This is a genomic window from Capnocytophaga sp. oral taxon 336 str. F0502 (assembly GCF_000411575.1).
In the GTDB taxonomy this organism is placed as follows: Bacteria; Bacteroidota; Bacteroidia; order Flavobacteriales; family Flavobacteriaceae; genus Capnocytophaga; species Capnocytophaga ochracea.
In genome coordinates, this window is the sequence record NZ_KE150489.1 from 87386 (window position 1) to 105234 (window position 17849).

General features: G+C 37.9%; 13 protein-coding genes. 9 read left to right on the top strand and 4 right to left on the bottom strand.

Going from position 1 to position 17849, the window contains the following annotated elements:
- The first annotated feature begins 97 nt into the window (after positions 1 to 97).
- The 8 genes from HMPREF1528_RS03820 (at position 98) to HMPREF1528_RS03855 (ending at position 14572) form a co-directional block, all read left to right on the top strand.
- A complete protein-coding gene (locus tag HMPREF1528_RS03820) occupies positions 98 to 1606 on the top strand; it encodes a DUF6850 family outer membrane beta-barrel protein (RefSeq protein WP_232211457.1) in 1509 nt (502 codons plus the stop codon).
- Between the two features lie 615 nt (positions 1607 to 2221).
- Positions 2222 to 3166 carry a ribose-phosphate pyrophosphokinase gene (locus tag HMPREF1528_RS03825; RefSeq protein WP_015782855.1) on the top strand — a complete coding sequence of 315 codons (945 nt, stop codon included), beginning with the start codon at positions 2222 to 2224 and terminating at the stop codon, positions 3164 to 3166.
- 98 nt (positions 3167 to 3264) lie between these two features.
- Positions 3265 to 3864: a 50S ribosomal protein L25/general stress protein Ctc gene (locus HMPREF1528_RS03830; protein WP_009418740.1), complete on the top strand. Its 600-nt coding sequence runs from the start codon at positions 3265 to 3267 to the stop codon at positions 3862 to 3864.
- A gap of 254 nt (positions 3865 to 4118) precedes the next feature.
- Positions 4119 to 7139: a SusC/RagA family TonB-linked outer membrane protein gene (locus HMPREF1528_RS03835; protein WP_232211458.1), complete on the top strand. Its 3021-nt coding sequence runs from the start codon at positions 4119 to 4121 to the stop codon at positions 7137 to 7139.
- A 58-nt stretch (positions 7140 to 7197) separates the two neighbouring features.
- Positions 7198 to 8544 (top strand): RagB/SusD family nutrient uptake outer membrane protein, encoded by a 1347-nt coding sequence (locus HMPREF1528_RS03840; RefSeq protein ID WP_232211459.1) that lies wholly within the window; start codon positions 7198 to 7200, stop codon positions 8542 to 8544.
- A 251-nt stretch (positions 8545 to 8795) separates the two neighbouring features.
- Positions 8796 to 9989: a DUF4929 family protein gene (locus HMPREF1528_RS03845; protein WP_016478711.1), complete on the top strand. Its 1194-nt coding sequence runs from the start codon at positions 8796 to 8798 to the stop codon at positions 9987 to 9989.
- 46 nt (positions 9990 to 10035) lie between these two features.
- Positions 10036 to 11799: a leucine-rich repeat domain-containing protein gene (locus HMPREF1528_RS03850; protein ID WP_016478712.1), complete on the top strand. Its 1764-nt coding sequence runs from the start codon at positions 10036 to 10038 to the stop codon at positions 11797 to 11799.
- Between the two features lie 82 nt (positions 11800 to 11881).
- Entirely contained in the window at positions 11882 to 14572 is a 2691-nt protein-coding gene (locus HMPREF1528_RS03855) for a M16 family metallopeptidase (RefSeq protein ID WP_034567837.1), read from the top strand.
- A gap of 4 nt (positions 14573 to 14576) precedes the next feature.
- On the opposite strand, the gene HMPREF1528_RS03860 is transcribed toward HMPREF1528_RS03855, so the two are convergent.
- From HMPREF1528_RS03860 to HMPREF1528_RS03880, 4 genes are all read right to left on the bottom strand, one after another.
- Entirely contained in the window at positions 14577 to 14924 is a 348-nt protein-coding gene (locus HMPREF1528_RS03860) for a hypothetical protein (protein ID WP_016478714.1), read from the bottom strand.
- 35 nt (positions 14925 to 14959) lie between these two features.
- Positions 14960 to 15703, bottom strand: a complete 744-nt coding sequence (locus tag HMPREF1528_RS03865; RefSeq protein WP_016478715.1) for a class I SAM-dependent methyltransferase — start codon at positions 15701 to 15703, stop codon at positions 14960 to 14962.
- Between the two features lie 422 nt (positions 15704 to 16125).
- Complete coding sequence (locus HMPREF1528_RS03875) at positions 16126 to 16464, bottom strand: hypothetical protein (RefSeq protein WP_009401403.1); 339 nt, start codon at positions 16462 to 16464, stop codon at positions 16126 to 16128.
- Positions 16464 to 16763 carry an NTF2 fold immunity protein gene (locus tag HMPREF1528_RS03880; protein ID WP_016478716.1) on the bottom strand — a complete coding sequence of 100 codons (300 nt, stop codon included), beginning with the start codon at positions 16761 to 16763 and terminating at the stop codon, positions 16464 to 16466. Before HMPREF1528_RS03880 ends, HMPREF1528_RS03875 begins: the two co-directional genes overlap by 1 nt.
- 109 nt (positions 16764 to 16872) lie before the next feature.
- Here HMPREF1528_RS03880 and HMPREF1528_RS03885 point away from each other — a divergent pair, with 109 nt between their 5' ends.
- The gene (locus HMPREF1528_RS03885) at positions 16873 to 17649 is read left to right on the top strand and encodes a C40 family peptidase (protein WP_016478717.1); all 777 of its coding nucleotides are present in this window, start codon (positions 16873 to 16875) and stop codon (positions 17647 to 17649) included.
- Positions 17650 to 17849: the final 200 nt, after the last annotated feature.

Below are 17849 nucleotides of genomic sequence, written 5' to 3' on the forward strand. Positions count from 1 at the left end.
TGAAGAGTGAAATATTGCTTTTGTAGATTTAACTTTGCCAAAGTTAAACTTTGGCAAAGTTTGTAGCATTTTTTATTGACAAATCAATGAATTAGAATTGACACATCGTCCACTCAACATATTATTTTTATTTTTTCTCTGCGAGATGATTGCTTGGGGGCAAGATACCATCGATACCCTTCTGCTGAAACTGAAAGAGCAACAAAGTATTCAACGCATTTATAGAGCTTACTTTCAGAATCCGGCAACAATGACAGATTGGGGAAAATATCGCTTTTCGTCGGTGCAAACAACTTACGAGGGAAGCGATAAGCAGGCGTATGCCCAGCAGTATCCTGAAGGTCATACTGCTTTCTCAGTAAAAGCGAGCTCTTATTTTCCTTATGACAGCACACGTACGCTTTGGGGTGATGCGTCGTATATAAATCGAACCCTAAAACACATTCGCTGGAACGAGTCGTTAGATGGTGAGTTGCTGTATCCTTACTTCACTGCTGATGCCTTAGGGGGAGATTTGCACAGCGAACAATACGCCTTTACGGGTGGTTTTGCCAAACAATGGCAACGCCTGCATTGGGGTATCTCTTTGAATTACCAAGCTGAATTAGCAAGTAGGGATAAAGACCCGCGTCCTAAGGATATTACTTCGCAATTGCAATTGCGATCGGGTTTTATGTGGAAGGTAATGCAGTGGAAGATGGGTGTTTATAGCACTTTTGTGAAATATACCCAATCAAACGAACTGAGGTTCTTTAACGAATTAGGGTTGCCTACGGTGTATCACCTCAATGGCTTGGGGTATTACAACCATTTGCTGAAAGGCAATAAACTGAGGGCTTTTTACGAAGGTTATGGTTATGGTGGAGGAATGGCTATCAGCAGGGCGGACGACTTTTTCCTCACAGGGGATTACCATCAACTGACGATTGAGAAGTATATGACTGATGACAATGGGATTGTTGCAGTAACCCTGACCAATAGGGTACTCAATACAGAACTTACCAAATTGTTCCGTCGTGCTCACTATCATTACGGATTTAAATTAGGATATTATCAGCAAAGTAAAAAGGGCGTAGAGCCTATCCTCTCGGGGCGCAATAACAATTGGACGGAGGTTATTGCGAAGAACAAAAACTATACCCTTAAATGCGAGCAATATCAGTTAGGTGTGCTTTTTGGTTTCGACAATGCTGTGCAGTATCGTATAATGCCTTATGTGAGTTATGAAACCTATCGTGAGGATTATACTTTGGTGAGGAGTTTTCAGCATTTTGATTATATGAATGTTGGAATGACGATAAGTGTTGTAGCACCCTTAGGGGAGAAGAGTATAGGGGTAACAGGCGTGCAGTATCGGTATCGGAAAGTATTACACGAGAATTATCTATTGCGCAATGACCGCAATGAAGCTGAGCTCAGCACGATGCTTTTGCACAATGCCCGCTTTCTTGCTTCGGATAGACAGCGTTTTGAGGTGAGTTTGCAATACCATCACAAACTTTCGCCTTCATTAAGCTATTTTGTAGGGTTTAACAGTGAAATAGGAGTATTTGCGAGTCAAAAAGTGAATACTTTTCATCAATTTAGTTTAGGGCTTACTTTCTGAGTTTGATGTAAGGGGGAGTACTATGCGAGCAGTGGGTTATTAATTAGGAAATTAGAAAATGAGGAAATTAGAAAATGAGGAAATGTGGGAATTAGTTGGAGAATTTCGGAGAGACTCAGAGAAGAGGTTTAGACTTCGGAGGAAAACGAAAAATATCAGAAGTGGACTGAGAGGGATTTTGAAGGAAAAAGGGTATTAGGAGGGTGTGGTTAGCTTATAGAGAGCTTATAGGAAGCTTATACGAATCTTGGAAGATTGGTATAGAAAGGGTATATAAGTAATTGATTCATAATATAATACAATAACGCTAAAAATGTTAAAAACGGGGTTTCGTGACGAAAGAAAGAGAAATAGGTGATAGGACTTAGGCCGTAGGCACTAGGAGGGAGTATGACGGAAAAAGGAAGAGATGACAAGTGACAAATGAGAAATGACAAAAGTAGTGGGAGAGTGTAATTGGTGCAATAAAGAGACAAATAAAAAGGTAAAGCGAGGTATGTTTTGGCTCATAAAATAAAAAAACACATCAAGATACTTGCAATTACGATTAATATTCGTACCTTTGCACCCTGAAAAGTTAGAAGTTTTTATACCTTAATACACTTACTGATAAAAATGTTTAGTGAAACCACCCCTAATTCAAAAATCTTTGCTTGCTCTAAAAGCATAGAGCTGGCTGAGAAAATTGCGCAAAAATACGGTACTCAGCTCGGTGAAGTTAAACTTTCTTATTATAGTGATGGTGAATTTCAGCCCTCTTATGAAGAATCAATTAGAGGGGCACGCGTTTTCTTAATATGCTCTACTTTCCCTAATTCGGATAACTTGATGGAGCTTTTACTAATGATAGACGCTGCCAAACGCGCTTCGGCAAGGCACATCACAGCAGTAATGCCTTACTTTGGGTGGGCTCGCCAAGATAGGAAAGATAAACCCAGAGTGCCAATAGGGGCAAAATTGGTGGCTAATCTTTTGCAAGCGGCAGGTGCTACTCGTATTATGACGATGGACTTGCACGCCGACCAAATTCAAGGATTCTTTGAGCGCCCTGTAGACCATCTTTTTGCTTCGAGCATTTTCTTGCCTTATTTACAGGGGTTGCACTTAGACAATTTGTGTATTGCTTCGCCCGATATGGGAGGTTCTAAAAGGGCTTATGCTTATTCTAAGTTCTTGAAATGTGATGTGGTGATTTGCTATAAACAGCGCAAACAAGCCAATGTGATTGAAACAATGGAGCTCATAGGTGAAGTAGAAGGTAAAAACGTAGTATTGGTAGACGATATGGTAGACACGGCAGGTACTTTGGTGAAAGCTGCCCAACTGATGAAGGACAGAGGAGCTATAAGTGTAAGAGCAGTAGCTACTCACCCTATACTGAGCGGGAACGCATATGAGCGCATAGAGAATTCGGCTTTAGAAGAGCTTATTGTGACTGATTCGATTCCACTAAAGCAGCCTTCGAGCAAAATAAAAGTACTGAGTTGTGCTGATCTTTTTGCTGATGTAATGCATCGCGTACACCACAACGAGCCTATCAGTTCTAAATTTATAATGTAGCAAGGTGAAAGGTAAAAAGTAAAAGGTAAGGATTGATGTTTAATTCTAACAAAACCTAACACCTAAGAACAAGTAACTTAATAATTATTTATAAATAAATGAAATCAATTACAATCAAAGGATCTCAAAGAGAAAGCGTGGGCAAAGCTGCAAGCAAAGCCTTACGTAATGCTGGACAGGTTCCTTGCGTACTATACGGGGGAGACAATGTTCTGCATTTTTCAGCACCTGAATTAGCATTCAAAAACATCGTGTACACTCCTAACGTATACACCGCTGCGATTGAATTGAATGGTAAAACCTATAACGCCATTCTACAAGACATTCAGTTTGACCCTGTATCTGATAAAATTATCCACATCGATTTTTATCAGCTTCACAAAGACAAAGAAATCACTATTGAAGTGCCAATTCAAATTGAGGGGACTTCACCAGGTATTATGGCAGGGGGTACTTTGCGTATTGTGAACCGCAAACTAAAAGTGAAAGCTCTTCCTGACAATTTACCTGATTTTGTTCCTGTAGATATTTCGGGCTTAGAAATGGGTAACAAGCTATACGTTACTAAATTAGCACAAGATAAATACAAGATTATGCACCCAGATAATACTGTGGTTTGCCAGGTGAGAGTATCGCGTGCTGCAATGAAAGCCGCACAAGATGCTGCAAAAGCTGAAAAAGCTGCCACTAAGAAATAACTTTTAACAAATAGACTTTCTAAAAAAAGCCATAACAAACAATTGTTTGTTATGGCTTTTATATTGCAGTTTAGCAAACTCTTTTTTTCTCATAGCATTATCATTTAATTATTCACTAATTAAACCACTGATTATAAACAGATTTGATTATTATCACACAAAAATAATCCTTCTCTTTAATAAAATTATTCATCAATTGTTATTTAGATAAAATAAAAATACTATCTTTGCACTCTCAAAATATGGTATGTGAAATGAAATTTATTTTATGGTTCACCTTTACTATTATTCTTTTTGGCGACGTGATAGCTCAAAATACTATCACTCTTAAAGGTGTTGTTAAAGATAAGGAAGGGACTCCCATTAGCGGAGTAACGGTACGTATTAACAATACAGCTAAAGGAATGGCTACTGATATAAACGGTGCTTTTTCACTTCAAACCTTACACCAGAAGGGTGAGCTTGTTTTTAGCTATATAGGAATGAAAACAGTAAAACGCACCTTTCAGGGGAGTGCTGAGTTTTTTATCACGATGCAAGAAGATATGTTGATGCTTGAAGGAATACAGGTAACTGCTAAGCAAAACATCAACGAAATAGATGTACGTGCTAAAACGGGAAATGTAGAAGCTATAGCGATGCAAGAAGTTAAAAATATTCCTGTTCCTTCATTGGCATTGGCATTGCAGGGCAAAGCGCCAGGGTTACGCATTATTAACAGGGGTGAAGTGGGAGCAACTCCCGAAATTCGCATACGTGGAAATTCTTCGTTACGTAAAGGAGACGAAGCTAACCAGCCACTGTTTATATTGGACGGAAAAATGATTTCGGCAGAGACCTTTTATTATCTCAATCCTGAAGATATCAAAGAGATGAAAGTGCTAAAAGATGCAGTAGCTACAGCTCTATACGGTATTAAAGCATCGAATGGGGTGATAGAAATAACCTCTAAACGCGGAGGGGAAAAAGTATTGAGTTATCACTTACAAACGGGATTTACCTTTGCATCACCCCTGAAAGCACAACTGATGAACAGTGCAGAGAAGTTAGAATTAGAGCGTTTATTGAAGAATGAAGGTACACCAGGCTATCTGTACAGTGAAGAATACATCAATAGGAAATACGGAGGTACCCCTGAGTTGCAAGCACGTTTAACTGAAGGAAGACAAAAATTAGACTCTTTACGTGCCATCAATACCGATTGGCATAAGGAGCTCACTAACTTACAAGTATACCAAAAACACGATCTCAGTTTCCAAAATGGCAATGAAAAGACCTCTTATTTTTTCTCGTTAGGATATCTGCAACAAGACGGACAGATAAAAGGGAATGGACTATCCCGCATTTCTGCTCGTTTAGCAATAGATCAAGCCTTATCGGAAAATGCGGTTGCTACTCTATCAATTAATGGTTCTTATGCAAAGGTGAGTACTCCAAATGGTGCTAACTTTTCAATAGAGGATTTGATTTACCAATTGAACCCTTACGAGAGTAAAAATTCCAAACGACTATATTCCTATCCTAACAGAAGTTATAGCGATCTATTCAATCAGTTTAGCAGGGAAAACATTACTAAAAACATAGGGACTTCATTGAGTTTCAACTGGAAAATACGTCCTGAATTAGAGTTATCGGCTGTGGCAGGTTTAGATTATTCTTTGACAGATGATTTGCAAATAACTCCTGAGACTGCCTTTTCTGAAAGAAACTCTGGGAGAGCGCGCAACGCCTTAGGAACTTTATACCAAGCTAAAAATACACTTACCAATATTACAGCTAATATGCGTATTAACTACGAAAAAACTTTTGGCAAACACGAGCTTACCCTGGGTGCTAATGCCGACAACTATACTTCTATCACCGATAATCTATCGGTAGTAGGGCACGGATTGTACGGCAAAATACGCTCGGTAGCGGCAATTGACAACTCGCTTACAGGAGCGGGGAAACCTACTGTGGGAGGGCGTAAACAAACAGATCGGAATCTGGGGTTTGGAGGGCTCATTGGGTATACTTACAATAGTACCTACAATCTTTTTGGCACCTATAAACTTGATGCCTCATCGATATTGCCCAGAGAAAAACGTTGGAACAGTGCTTGGGCATTAGGAGTAAGTGTTAATATTAAAGAGTACGCTTTCTTAAAAGAAGTAGAGTGGCTATCACAATTAGATATACGAGGTTCTTATGGACACACTGCCAATGCGCAGGCTATATCACCTTCACTGATAACAGCCACCTTTAAATATCTACCCGAAAGCTATGCCGACACGCGTATAATGAATATTACAGCACTCCCCAATAAAGATTTGAGAGCTGAACAAAACCTTATTACCGATATTGGACTTTCGGCTACTATTTTCAAAACTAATTTGCAATTGTCAGTATACAAGCGCACGACCAAAGATGCTTTGCTTACCATTCCTATTCCTTCTTCTTCTGGCTTTGAAGTACAGATGCAAAACATAGGTGTCTTGGAGAATAAAGGAATAGAAGTGAGTATCAATCAGCCTATTTTTACCTCTTCCGATTGGAATGTGAGCTGGGGCGGGAACCTTTCGTATAACGAAAATAAGGTGATTGACCTATACGGAAGAGACCGTATTTACACCAGTGCCGATCAGAAGCTCCCTGAATATCAGGTAGGCAAATCTACCGAGGCACTTTATGGGCTGAACTCTACTGGCATTAATCCTATTACAGGATTGCCTGAGTTTATCACAGCTGATGGTAGACAAGTGAATGCCACTACCACCTTGCGAGGAGAAGATTTCATCTACTTAGGGCAATCAACTCCACCTATTAGCGGAGGTTTCAACTTTTATGTGAACTATAAACAATGGCAACTATCTACTGACTTCTATTATACACTTGGCGGGGTGCGCAATTATAGCAATAAGTATATTCGCGACTTGGATTCGGCACGCTTCAATGCTGCCAAAGCCCAGCTTACCGATATGTGGTGGCAAGTAGGCGACGAGAACAAGAGATATCACACCCCTTTCTACTCGTCGAGTGCTATTGAGAACCTTAGTCAGCCTAACAACAAGACTTTAATGAAGACCGACTTCTTACGCTTTACGAATCTATCTGTGCGTTATCAGTTCAGTCAAGAAGACTTAGCTTCTATTGGGAAAATACGTCACGCTACTTTGGGAGTTACAGCTACCAATATTGCGGTATGGAGTCAATACAAAGAGAGTGACCCTGAGACAAATAATATTGTAAATCCGCTACCTCCTACTATTACCTTGAACCTTCACTTATCTTTTTAAATTGAATATTATGCTTATATACAGAATATTTCTTTTTTCGGTCATTAGTTTAGCTATTATGAGTTGTTCTTTAGACCTTCCGCCAGAAGACGAAGTGAGTGACCCCGATGCTATTACCTCGGTGGTTACCGCTGAACGTTCGCTTGCAGCGGCTTACACGTCCTTTGCTCCCTATAACGATGCCCTTACGTGGGTCGCAAGAAGCGATGATATGATACCAAGTAGCTACCTTCCGCGTGAAGTAGAGCTCAAAAACACTTACGAATGGGTAGGGCGTGAACTTATTAATCATTCTGAGAGCATATGGAAGTCTCTTTATGCTACCATTGCCCAATGCAATGTACTTTTGGAGCGTTTGCCTAATGTTTCGCCCCTCACCGATGCCGAAAGTAGGCAATTGAGGCTCATCAAGCAACGTGCTATCTATCTCAAAGCTCTTTGTTATTTTGAATTGCTGAAAATATTTTCTCCTGCTTATGCTACAACCAATAGCGAACCCTATGGAATTTTGATAAAAGACAAATTTAACCTTACCAAAGAGCAAAACAGGCTTACTTTTTCTCAATCGGTGAACATGATTGAGCAATTGCTCACCATTTCGGCAGAGCAAGATACCAATACGTACTATATCACCCCAGAGGTAGCGCAACTTATCAGGGCGGAGTTGGCTTTGTGGACTCAGGACAATGTCAAAGCCATTGCGCTTGCGCTTCCGCTTTACGAAAAATACAAAACAAGCATCACCACCTTGCCCGTAGCTAATATTTGGTCGGCTAATGCTTCTGCTTTGCGTCTTTTTGCTTTAGATACACGCAACGTTAGTGTTTCACCGTATATGAAATTGGAATACAATGAAAACATAGGTGATTACTTGCTTGTGGCAAGCACTATTTCATACACTACAACCGATGTACGAACTGATGTCTATACGATAGTAGCTCCCCACAATGCTAACAATCGCCTCTTGGGCAAGTATCGCAAGCAAGTGAAGGTACGTGAACAAATGCAGTATTACACGTGGACACGCCCGTCAGAATTGGTGTTCCTACTTGCTGAAGCCTACCTCAAGCAAGGCGACAAAAACAGTGCTTTTGCCTTGCTGAATGTCCTTTTAACCGCTCGGAATGCCAATACACTTGCCCCAGCAGCTACTGACACCGACACTCTGCTTACCCTTTTGCTCTCTGAAAAGCAAAAAGAGTTTGTGGGAGAGCCCATCCGCTTTTTTGACCTCAAGCGCAATCATCGTCCTATTGTACGTACCACTACGACAGGTACAAACTACACCATTGAGGCGACCGACCCACGCTGGACACTTCCTATTCCTGCCTCTGAAAAGCGTTACAACACTGCTATTTTACAAAATAAAGGATGGAATGTTGGAGAAGGTGTAAACCAGTCGTAGCACGATGAGCTTTTTTTGGTGAAATGAAAAATAGGGCTAGTTTAAGCTTAGATTAATGGTAAAGTTAGGAGACCTATACGAACCTTATAGGAAAGACGAACAAAAGACGAACAATGAACGGTATGAGCCACAAGAAAAAATAAAGAACGAGCGAAGATAAGATAGAGATAAAGTGGAAAAAGTAATAATGTTAAACGGTTAAGATAAAAACATTTGACATACAAATAAGAAACATTTAATGAGTATTATATATGAAATTTATTAGTAAATTAGCAATGGGTATGTTTATTGCCCTGAACATTGTGAGTTGCTCTAAGAACGACGACTCTGCTCCTCAATACAGCGGTGAAAACCGTGTGTATATCACTGCCAAAGGCGATAAAGTGCTTACATTAGGAGAAGCTAATCAAAAAATTGAAGCTAAATTTTCACTAACAACCAAAGTGAATGCTGATACGGCCATTCATCTGAAAGTGGTAGATGCACAAGGTCAAACCTCCGACCTTGTAAGCCTTTCTGCTAATCCTATTATCATTGCCAAAGAGGCGCGTGAGGCTACTTTTACTCTCACTCTTAAAGCAAATGCAACCATAACCGAAGAACAACGCCTTAAAGTTACTTTTGAACCCGTAACAGGGCTTATAGCACAAGAAGATTTGGCTATAGTTGTAAAACCTTCAGCAGTAGTAATGAATCTCACCCCTGCCCAACGCCAATTGTTAAACGCTTATAAGGCAAAAGGAATAGATTTGTACCCCTTTATGGGTAAAGTAAAAGTAACAGGTACTATTTTTAGTCCTGCTGGTGGTAATGCAGAACCATTTGTGAAGGAATTTACAAGAGAAATTAACGGAAGTACTCTTATCACGCTTAGTGCTTTGGCTACTTCTGATAGTCCTGTACTGAAAATGACTGATAATCCAATGGGATTGACAGAATTTTGGCTATTCTTGCTTAGAAAAAATACCGTTGAGGATACCGAATTTTTTCCCGCGTCACCTGTGGCAAAAGCTATAATGCCTTTGATTAATTGGAATAAGGATAGCAAAGAGACTTTTGGGGTTACTTTGGACAATATCAAGATAGGGAGTCCTACTAATGGGGTTAGCCAAATAGAATTTATCCATAAGACAAAGGATTTATACGATGATTTAACAGATATGATACCTTTTCAATTCACTTATTCTGCTTATGATAGGTTTAAAAAGTTAGTAGATGAAGGAAATCCCATTGCGATAGAGAATAATGGGCAAGCGGGAGGTCCTAACCCTATTTATTATCTAAATACTACCAATATTTTAAGTGATAAATATGAAAAAGGAGCTTGGAAAGCTTCAACAGGAAGCATTAACTTTACGGAAAAGAAGATGTCGTTTGAATTTCTAATCTCTCACGAATATGGTGGGGACTACATTATCGTAAAAATAGAGTATATAGCCCAATAAACATTAAGTAAAAACACTTTAAAATTAATTATAAACAAAACTAAAAATGAGTTACATTCGTAATTACACGATGATTGCCCTTGCAATGAGCTTGGCAATCAGCTGTCAGAAGAACGACGACAACGAAACACCTACCCCAGACAAACCCAAACCCTCTGTGCCTTGGACAGAGCTTACGCCTGCCACTCCCATTTATGATGATCCTAAAAGCGTGACAAGCTGTAGTGCTGATGATGTGAAATTCCTCCGCAAAATAGCTAAAATGAATGGCTTTGAAGAGGACTTTAAAACTGATGACCCTTCGCAATGGAAAAAAGAACATTTGGGGGTCATCTGGAAAAAAGAAACTGCTAATGGTAAAGACACTTATTTTGTTTCTGAGCTCGGTGGCACAAAAGGTGGAGGCAAAGGTATAACCAAATTGGATTTTTTTGATGTAAATAATGCCTTTACAAAGTTAGAAAAAGTGGAACTTACTGCTCCTGAACTTTCTACTGTGTATATTGATGGTAGCATTCCGTCTTTAAAGAGTATTATTCTCAAAGGAAAAGATACCCAAAAGACTTCTCCTTTGGAAAAAATCACTATTCGTAACTTGAAAGGCTTAGAAACTCTTTCCTTAACCGATTTCCCAAGCCTTAAAACCACTAACGATGAGGATTATTTTGCCATAAGTAGTTATTATTACTGTGAGAATTTAGTGAATGTTACTCTAAATAATATTGGGGCAAGTAATATTCAGGTGAGTGCTGAAAAAACACTTAAAGAGCTCAATTTGCTGAACAATGCAAATGTGACCGAACTGAATATTGAGGACGCTCCAATGAAGAATTTGGATTTTAATGCCACTACATATCCTAAATTGACCTCATTGGCACTTAAAAAACTTACTGCTGACTCTGCGAAAAATCTTAGTGTGGAAGGATTGCCTAACTTAACCGACATTAATATCAGCAAAATTTCTTCAGTTACTAAGGCATCCGTTACCGCTTGCCCCAAACTTACTTCGCTAATGATTCAGAATGGTAATTTTAATAACATCACCCTTCAAGGGTTAAGCGAACTCAAAACGCTTGACCTCACAGGAAATAAGATTGCAAATATTGAAGCTTCTTCTCTTAACAAAGTTACCAAACTCCATCTTAACAACAATGAACTAAAAGGTAGCACTCCTTTCAAACTTCCTGCCAATGTCTCGATGTTGAGTTTGCAAGGTAACGAAGGGCTTACTGCTGTTGATTTATCACCTTATAAAGAACTTACTTTAGTAAATATTAATGGGTATAAGAAAGGAGAGACCAAAGCAACTGCACCAAGCGCTCTTTCCTATCTTAAAATTGCTGGACTTGCTAAATTAGAACGTTTATTAGCAAATTGGAACGCACTTTCAAGCATCGACACCGATGGACAAGAAAACATTTCGGCTAAAATAAATCTCATAGAATGTGAAAATAATGCATTGCATCCAGATGCTATTTATGCCCTTAAAAAAGCATTTCCTTCGCTTGACTTTTCGTTATCAGGAGCTGGTAGTAGTTCAAAAGCGTGTAGTTATGTAAAGCAACGTGCATTTAAGATAGGCAGAGTTACTAATAACCAAGTAACTTTTGCCATTAGCCAAGAGCCTACTCACGGTGTACAAACCGAAGTAACCCTAAAAGATACCGATAACAGTGCTTATCAGTACGACAGCAACACAGGTGTGCTGACTGTAAAGAAAGCTGGAAGCTATGAAATCGTTGTGAAGAACACTAAACTATTAGGGCAAATGAGAAATGGATTTGTAAGTGAAAAAGTAACATTCAAATAGATAGTTGCAGTAAATTTTTATAATAAATTAAGGAGCTTTGGCAGATATTTTTTATATTTGCCAAAGTTTTTTAGTAAATAATATGCAAAGATATATTATACTCGTAGTGGCTATTTTAGTAAGTGAAATTACTTTTTCACAAGGTAAAAAGTTTTTATTACCCAATAATGCTACAAAGGAAACCCTTAGCAATGGTTTTAGTTACGTGATAATGCCTAATGAACAGCCTAAAGGAAGGGTGGAACTCTGTTTGTGTTTGCGGGTAGGATCGTTTCAAGAACAGAAAGGAGAAGAAGGTATTGCTCATTTCCTAGAACATTTGGCTTTCAGTGGCTCAAAACATTACCCTAAGAATAGCGTGCTAAAATTCTGGGAAAGTTTAGGGGCAAAATATGGAGAAAACATCAATGCGTATACTACCGATGACCGAACTGTATACAGCGTAAGCCTTTCGAACGTGAATACTGAGCAGGTAGCTAAGACTATTCATATACTATCCGATTGGTTATACTATATGGATATTACCACACAGGCAGTGGAGAAAGAGCGCAAAATCATCACACAGGAAATCGCCAGCTATAAGCCTTACAAAGACCTTAACCCTATTATGGTAGGCTATGATAAGCAACTGATGCGCTTTCCCATAGGAACTAAAGTACAAATAGCTAAAGTTACACCTAAAAAACTTCGCTCTTTCTATGAGAAATGGTATACTCCACAAAATGCCTCGCTTATTGTAATAGGAAATATAGCCCCACAAGCTACTGAGAAGGCAATAAAAGAACACTTTGGAATGCTTGGACAGCGAGGAGAAGAAGTGGGAAATCTTAAACCTATTTCCTTCCCCAATAAAAAAATGTTTTCAATTGAAAAGGAGAAAGGCAAGAGAACAAAACTATCTTTGTTATACCCCATAGAGTACGTAAGTACCCCGTTCATAGACGAATATAGAAAAGAAATAGAACTTCCGAAAGTAGTATTAGAAATTCTTAATAACCGTTTTAGGGCACATAAAGAAGATATTCGTATCAGTCAGTATTGGTATTTGCGTAGAACGAGTTTTTTGGAGATAGAGATGACCTCTGACGATATAGAGCAAACCCTCAAAAAAACATTTGCTATTATTGAAGGTGTAAAAACCTCACTCACAGAAGAAGAAGTAGGTAAAGCCTTAGAGAAAGTAACTACTGCTATTGAGAAAATACCCACCGAGAGAACTTCAGAGGATTGGGTGCTGAGTTTTATTGATAATTTTGTTTTTAGAGAGCGTTTTATTTCTCAGTATAGGGACAAGGAAAGACTTATTAAAGAGTTGAGAGAAGACTATCAACTCCACCATTGGCAACACATTTGCAAAAACGTACTGAATTTAAAAGACCCTATCATTCTATACACTCCTGCAGATAATAAAGAATATACTTACGAGGATTTTAAACATATTATCAGTGATGGAATAGCACACCCTGATACTACCGTTCCCACTTTCAAAGAAGAAGAAAAAACAATATCTGTTGTTATACCTGAGGTACTCACAAAAGAGATTTCTTTTCATCCCAAAGACATTAAAAATGAAACCTTTTTTAAGGAAATAGGAATACATAGGATTGAACTCACTAATGGAGCTACTATTTACCTCAAACCTACAGAAAATGATGAGAAACTAAATGTTACACTATTCTTTAAAGGAGGGTATTCGCTATTGCCATCAAAGGAATTTAAACAATACGAAGACATTTTACAATATGTACACTTAGGTGGTATTGAATCATTGAAAGGTGAAGCTTATGAAGAACTACTATATCACAACAACCTTACATTTATAGTAGGTACTGAGGGCTATCAGCACTTGGCAATGGCAACCGCTCCTGTGAATAAAAGCAAGGAGCTTTGTAATCTTATCTATCAGAAGTTGCGGTATCCCGAGCGAGCATATAAAGCCTTTGAAGAGGTGAAGGCTGATGAAATACAATCTCTTAGTAGTAAAAAGAATGATAAAAAAGCAGACCCTCTTAAAGAAATGGCTTTTAAATTAGAAGCCATAAAAGGAGCTACTTATCCGCTTACTGAGCTCAATAAAACTACTGATGATATTCAGAAAATGAACTTAGATACGCTTTATAGTTATTATCAAAAGCACTTTTTATCTTCTGATGAGCTTCTATGTGTAGTAACGGGTAGCTTTGAGATAGATAAACTAAAGAAAGAATTAGTCGGGACTCTTTCTCATTTAAAGAGACAAGAGGGAGCCTCAGTAAAAAAGACTATACAAAAACCTTTTTTCCAGACACTAGAAGTAACACAAAACAAACGCACAAGTTTTAATATCGTATATAAAGATAGTTATCAGAAGAATTTAAAAGGTATATTATCTATCAAATTGCTGCGAGAGCTCTTGCGCAAGGAAGTGATTGCTGAAATACGAGAAAAAAAGGGCTGGGTGTACACTCCTTATGTAGAATTGGAGTATTATAGTGAGCCTACTCCTACCTTTGTGCTTATCGTAAGTGGTGAAACTGATGAAAAACACTTCAATGATGTAGAAAAAAGCGTCATCGGAATTATCAATAATCTTGTAAAAGAAAAAAAGATAAACCAGAATGCTTTAACTGACTTTAAATATTCTTTTGCTGTGAACAAAAAAGAATATCTCTCTGATGAAAATGCTTATAACTGGCGCAATTATCTTATGGACTGCTTTAAAAATGATGTCTCTTTAGAAGAACTCTCTTTTTATGAAAAAATATTGGAAAGTATTGACTTATTGAATAAATAGAGCGTTAGTGTATTTCTTTATCCATTAACACTTGTCCTCGATATACTTTTTTATAACGAATAAGCTGCCTATTTTTGTAATATCCTATATAATAAGCGCGTTCTTTACTGTGTGTTTCGGAATCTTTTTGCGTTATTTCATCGTATAAATAAGTAGAACGGTTATCTTTTTGTTTGTGCAAGTCGGAACAATTGAGGAAATAGCGTAACACTACACCTCCGTCCTTTTCTTCACAATATTCATAGGCAATCACAGATTGTAAAAGGAGGGCTTCTGCTGTTTTTCGTTGCTCTGGTGAATGTTCACAAGAGAATAGCGCCAATAAGGAGGTTAATAAGGATATCTTTTTCATATTATAAGCTTGCTTTTAAAGGTAATATAACTCATTTAGTTATTTTTTCTAAAAGTAATACCATAAAATTTATTATCCCAAAACAATTCTGTTTTCTTTTCAGCTACAGAAAGAGGAATACATTGTTCTATGGTGTTCAAATCGACTGTTTTGCCTTCAAAATAAGATTTGGAGAAGACACTTTTCTTGTATTGGGTCTCCACAAAGTCGGCTGTTTCATCTGCAATAAGCAATTTGCTTCCTGTTTTGGCAACTCTAAGCATTTCGCTTATGGCAAGCGCTTTATCATTGAAAAAATTGATACCTCCGTTGTGAAAAACAATATCAAAAGTATTATCGGCAAAAGGTAATTCCTCGGCGGGGCACTGCACGAGTGTAAGGTTTGTTTTCTTTTGCCACTCCTTTTTGCACTTTTTGAGCATTCCCATTGAGATATCTGCTCCTACAAGGTCTATCGTTTTCAAATCAATCCCTTGTGGCAGGTAATGCAAGTCAGCCCCCGTACCTATGGAAACATAAAGCACCGAAATATTGTTCTTCCATTCCAAACGGCTCATCAACTCGGTACGTAGATGGTCAATAGTGTGTCCATACTTGAGTCTTCCTATCCATTTCTCTCCAAAATCATAGAAAAAAGACATCCAATCGTACATTTTCATATACTTTTGGTTATCTCCACTAATGAAATAGTCATTCATACAGCATAAAATACCATTTTCTTGTTTCAAATCTTCTACTTTTATATCAGATTTTAGCTTTTTAGATATATCTGTCATCATACTTATTTATTCAAATGAGTTTCTCTTAACTAAGTTATATTTCAAATTCCATAGGGCTTTTTCCCTTTTTATATCTTTTCGTTTTACTACCTATTTTTGTTACTTTCTCTATTATTCTTGATAAAAAATCCAAGAAATCCGAAAAATATCTCCTCACTTTTTACCAAAAACAAACAATATTCAGTATATTTCTTATCTATTCTGTCAGTTTTCTACTTCATATTGCATTGCCTGTACTTAATATTGTATTATTTGAACCTGATATTGTATTGCCTGTACTTAATATTGCTTTCTACGGACTTAATATTGTATTCTACAGGCTTAATGTTGCTTTCTACAGACTTAATATTGTATTCTACAGACTTAATATTGCTTTCTACGGACTCAATTTTGTATTCTACAAACTTAATTTTTTACCTTTATTATCTTTTCTTAATTAATATATCTCCCTGATTCAAAAAAAGTTTTTCACCCTCTATTTGTAACTCTTGCCAATATTTCCTCTCTTCAATTTCTGTATCATCTACAATACGAAAATTAGCAAAATCGGTAGAAGGAGCAGGCAAAACAATAAGCTTTTCTATATTTTTTCGTTCCAAATGATAGGTGTCTGAAAGGTTTTTAAGGAATAATAGCTGTTCTAACTCCTTTTTATAATCTACAAGTTCTTGCTTCTCTTTCTCTGAGAGAAAATGTTCTTTAATCTGCTGAACTGTTTTTTGAAGTTCATTTTCTATAAGTTGTTGAGCAGTTGTCTTCATTATAATCCGTATTTTTTCCAGCCTCCGTCACGCCATTGGCACTCGTCAATCTTCCAAATACGGTCTTTTCGGATAATAAGGAGTTTTAGTTTGGGCAAAGTAGCCAAGTATTTGAGGGCTTCATCGGTAATATCAGTATTGATAAAACCCATATTTACTAAGGATTTTACTTGCACTATCTGCTCTACCATCGCATCGGTGAGGGCAACATCTTTATAATGATGCCCTTTGCAGAAGCGCTCTTCGGTTACTTCTTTTAAAGCGGCTTCTAAGGTAATAGCGTGTTTGTAAGCTGCCATAGTAATGTGATTGTTATGAGTGCAAAAGTAGACAAAATAGCATTTAAAAACAAAAAAATATGAATAGTTTCTTGCTAATACTTAATTATTTGCTATCTTTGCGGGCGTGATGAATATGAAGATATTAGAAACACCTTATGGAATATGCCATTTGAGCGTTGTTCCCGTACGTTTAGAGCCCTTTGAGGGGGCTAAGATGATTACGCAATTACTCTTCGGAGAGTTGTTGCAAGTAATTGATAAAGAAGAGTATTGGAGCTATGTACGCTTGCTGTTCGACAATATTGAAGGCTGGGTAGCCAACAGTCAGTTTACGGAAATTTCGGATAAAGACTACAAAAAATCTCTAAAAAAGAAAGAAAAATACGCTCACCGATGGCTTACAAAGCTCCGTTTGAAAACCGGAGACAACCTCTTTCTGCACATACCCAAAGGTGCTACCTTTTCTCACAATCATCTATTACAAACTTCACAATCTACCCAAAGAATACCTCATCAAGGCATTATTCCCACTGCTTTGGAATATTTAAACGTGCCTTTCTTAACAGGAGGCAAAACTCCCTTTGGAATAGATGCCGCCGGACTGGTGCAAATGGTTTTCAAACTCAACGGCATACACCTACCTCGTACGGCTAAAAAACAGGCTACTTGTGGTGTTTCTCTTAGTTTTATAGAAGAATGCCAAGCAGGTGACTTAGCTTTTTTTGACGACGAAGAAGGTAATATCATTCACGTGGGCATTCTCTTAGGCGACAACAGGATTATTCACTCTTTTGGCAAAGTGCGCATCGACCGGTTAGATCATATCGGTATTTTTAATAGTGAACTGCGCAATTACACTCACCAACTACGACTCTTGCGAAGAATCTCAACGACTGAAAAGTAGTATAAATTCAAGATTCCTACATCTTAGGTTCGTTTATTGTTCATCTGTTCGTGCAACTCATACCGTCTTTTGTCCGTCTTTTCTTTATCTGCTCGTGCAACTCGTACCATTTTTTGTTCGTCTTTTCTTTATCTGCCCGTGCGGCTCGCACCGTCTTTTGTTCGTCTTTTGTTCGTCTTTTGTTCGTCTTTTGTTCGTCT

Excerpts from the sequence above, each read along its gene's own strand:
- HMPREF1528_RS03875 (WP_009401403.1), bottom strand. The coding sequence starts at position 16,464 with ATGAAGACAACTGCTCAACAACTTATAGAAAATGAACTTCAAAAAACA.
- HMPREF1528_RS03865 (WP_016478715.1), bottom strand. The coding sequence starts at position 15,703 with ATGATGACAGATATATCTAAAAAGCTAAAATCTGATATAAAAGTAGAA.
- HMPREF1528_RS03850 (WP_016478712.1), top strand. The coding sequence starts at position 10,036 with ATGAGTTACATTCGTAATTACACGATGATTGCCCTTGCAATGAGCTTG.
- HMPREF1528_RS03860 (WP_016478714.1), bottom strand. The coding sequence starts at position 14,924 with ATGAAAAAGATATCCTTATTAACCTCCTTATTGGCGCTATTCTCTTGT.
- HMPREF1528_RS03855 (WP_034567837.1), top strand. The coding sequence starts at position 11,882 with ATGCAAAGATATATTATACTCGTAGTGGCTATTTTAGTAAGTGAAATT.
- HMPREF1528_RS03840 (WP_232211459.1), top strand. The coding sequence starts at position 7,198 with ATGAGTTGTTCTTTAGACCTTCCGCCAGAAGACGAAGTGAGTGACCCC.
- HMPREF1528_RS03835 (WP_232211458.1), top strand. The coding sequence starts at position 4,119 with ATGAAATTTATTTTATGGTTCACCTTTACTATTATTCTTTTTGGCGAC.
- HMPREF1528_RS03880 (WP_016478716.1), bottom strand. The coding sequence starts at position 16,763 with ATGGCAGCTTACAAACACGCTATTACCTTAGAAGCCGCTTTAAAAGAA.
- HMPREF1528_RS03830 (WP_009418740.1), top strand. The coding sequence starts at position 3,265 with ATGAAATCAATTACAATCAAAGGATCTCAAAGAGAAAGCGTGGGCAAA.
- HMPREF1528_RS03845 (WP_016478711.1), top strand. The coding sequence starts at position 8,796 with ATGAAATTTATTAGTAAATTAGCAATGGGTATGTTTATTGCCCTGAAC.
- HMPREF1528_RS03885 (WP_016478717.1), top strand. The coding sequence starts at position 16,873 with ATGAATATGAAGATATTAGAAACACCTTATGGAATATGCCATTTGAGC.
- HMPREF1528_RS03825 (WP_015782855.1), top strand. The coding sequence starts at position 2,222 with ATGTTTAGTGAAACCACCCCTAATTCAAAAATCTTTGCTTGCTCTAAA.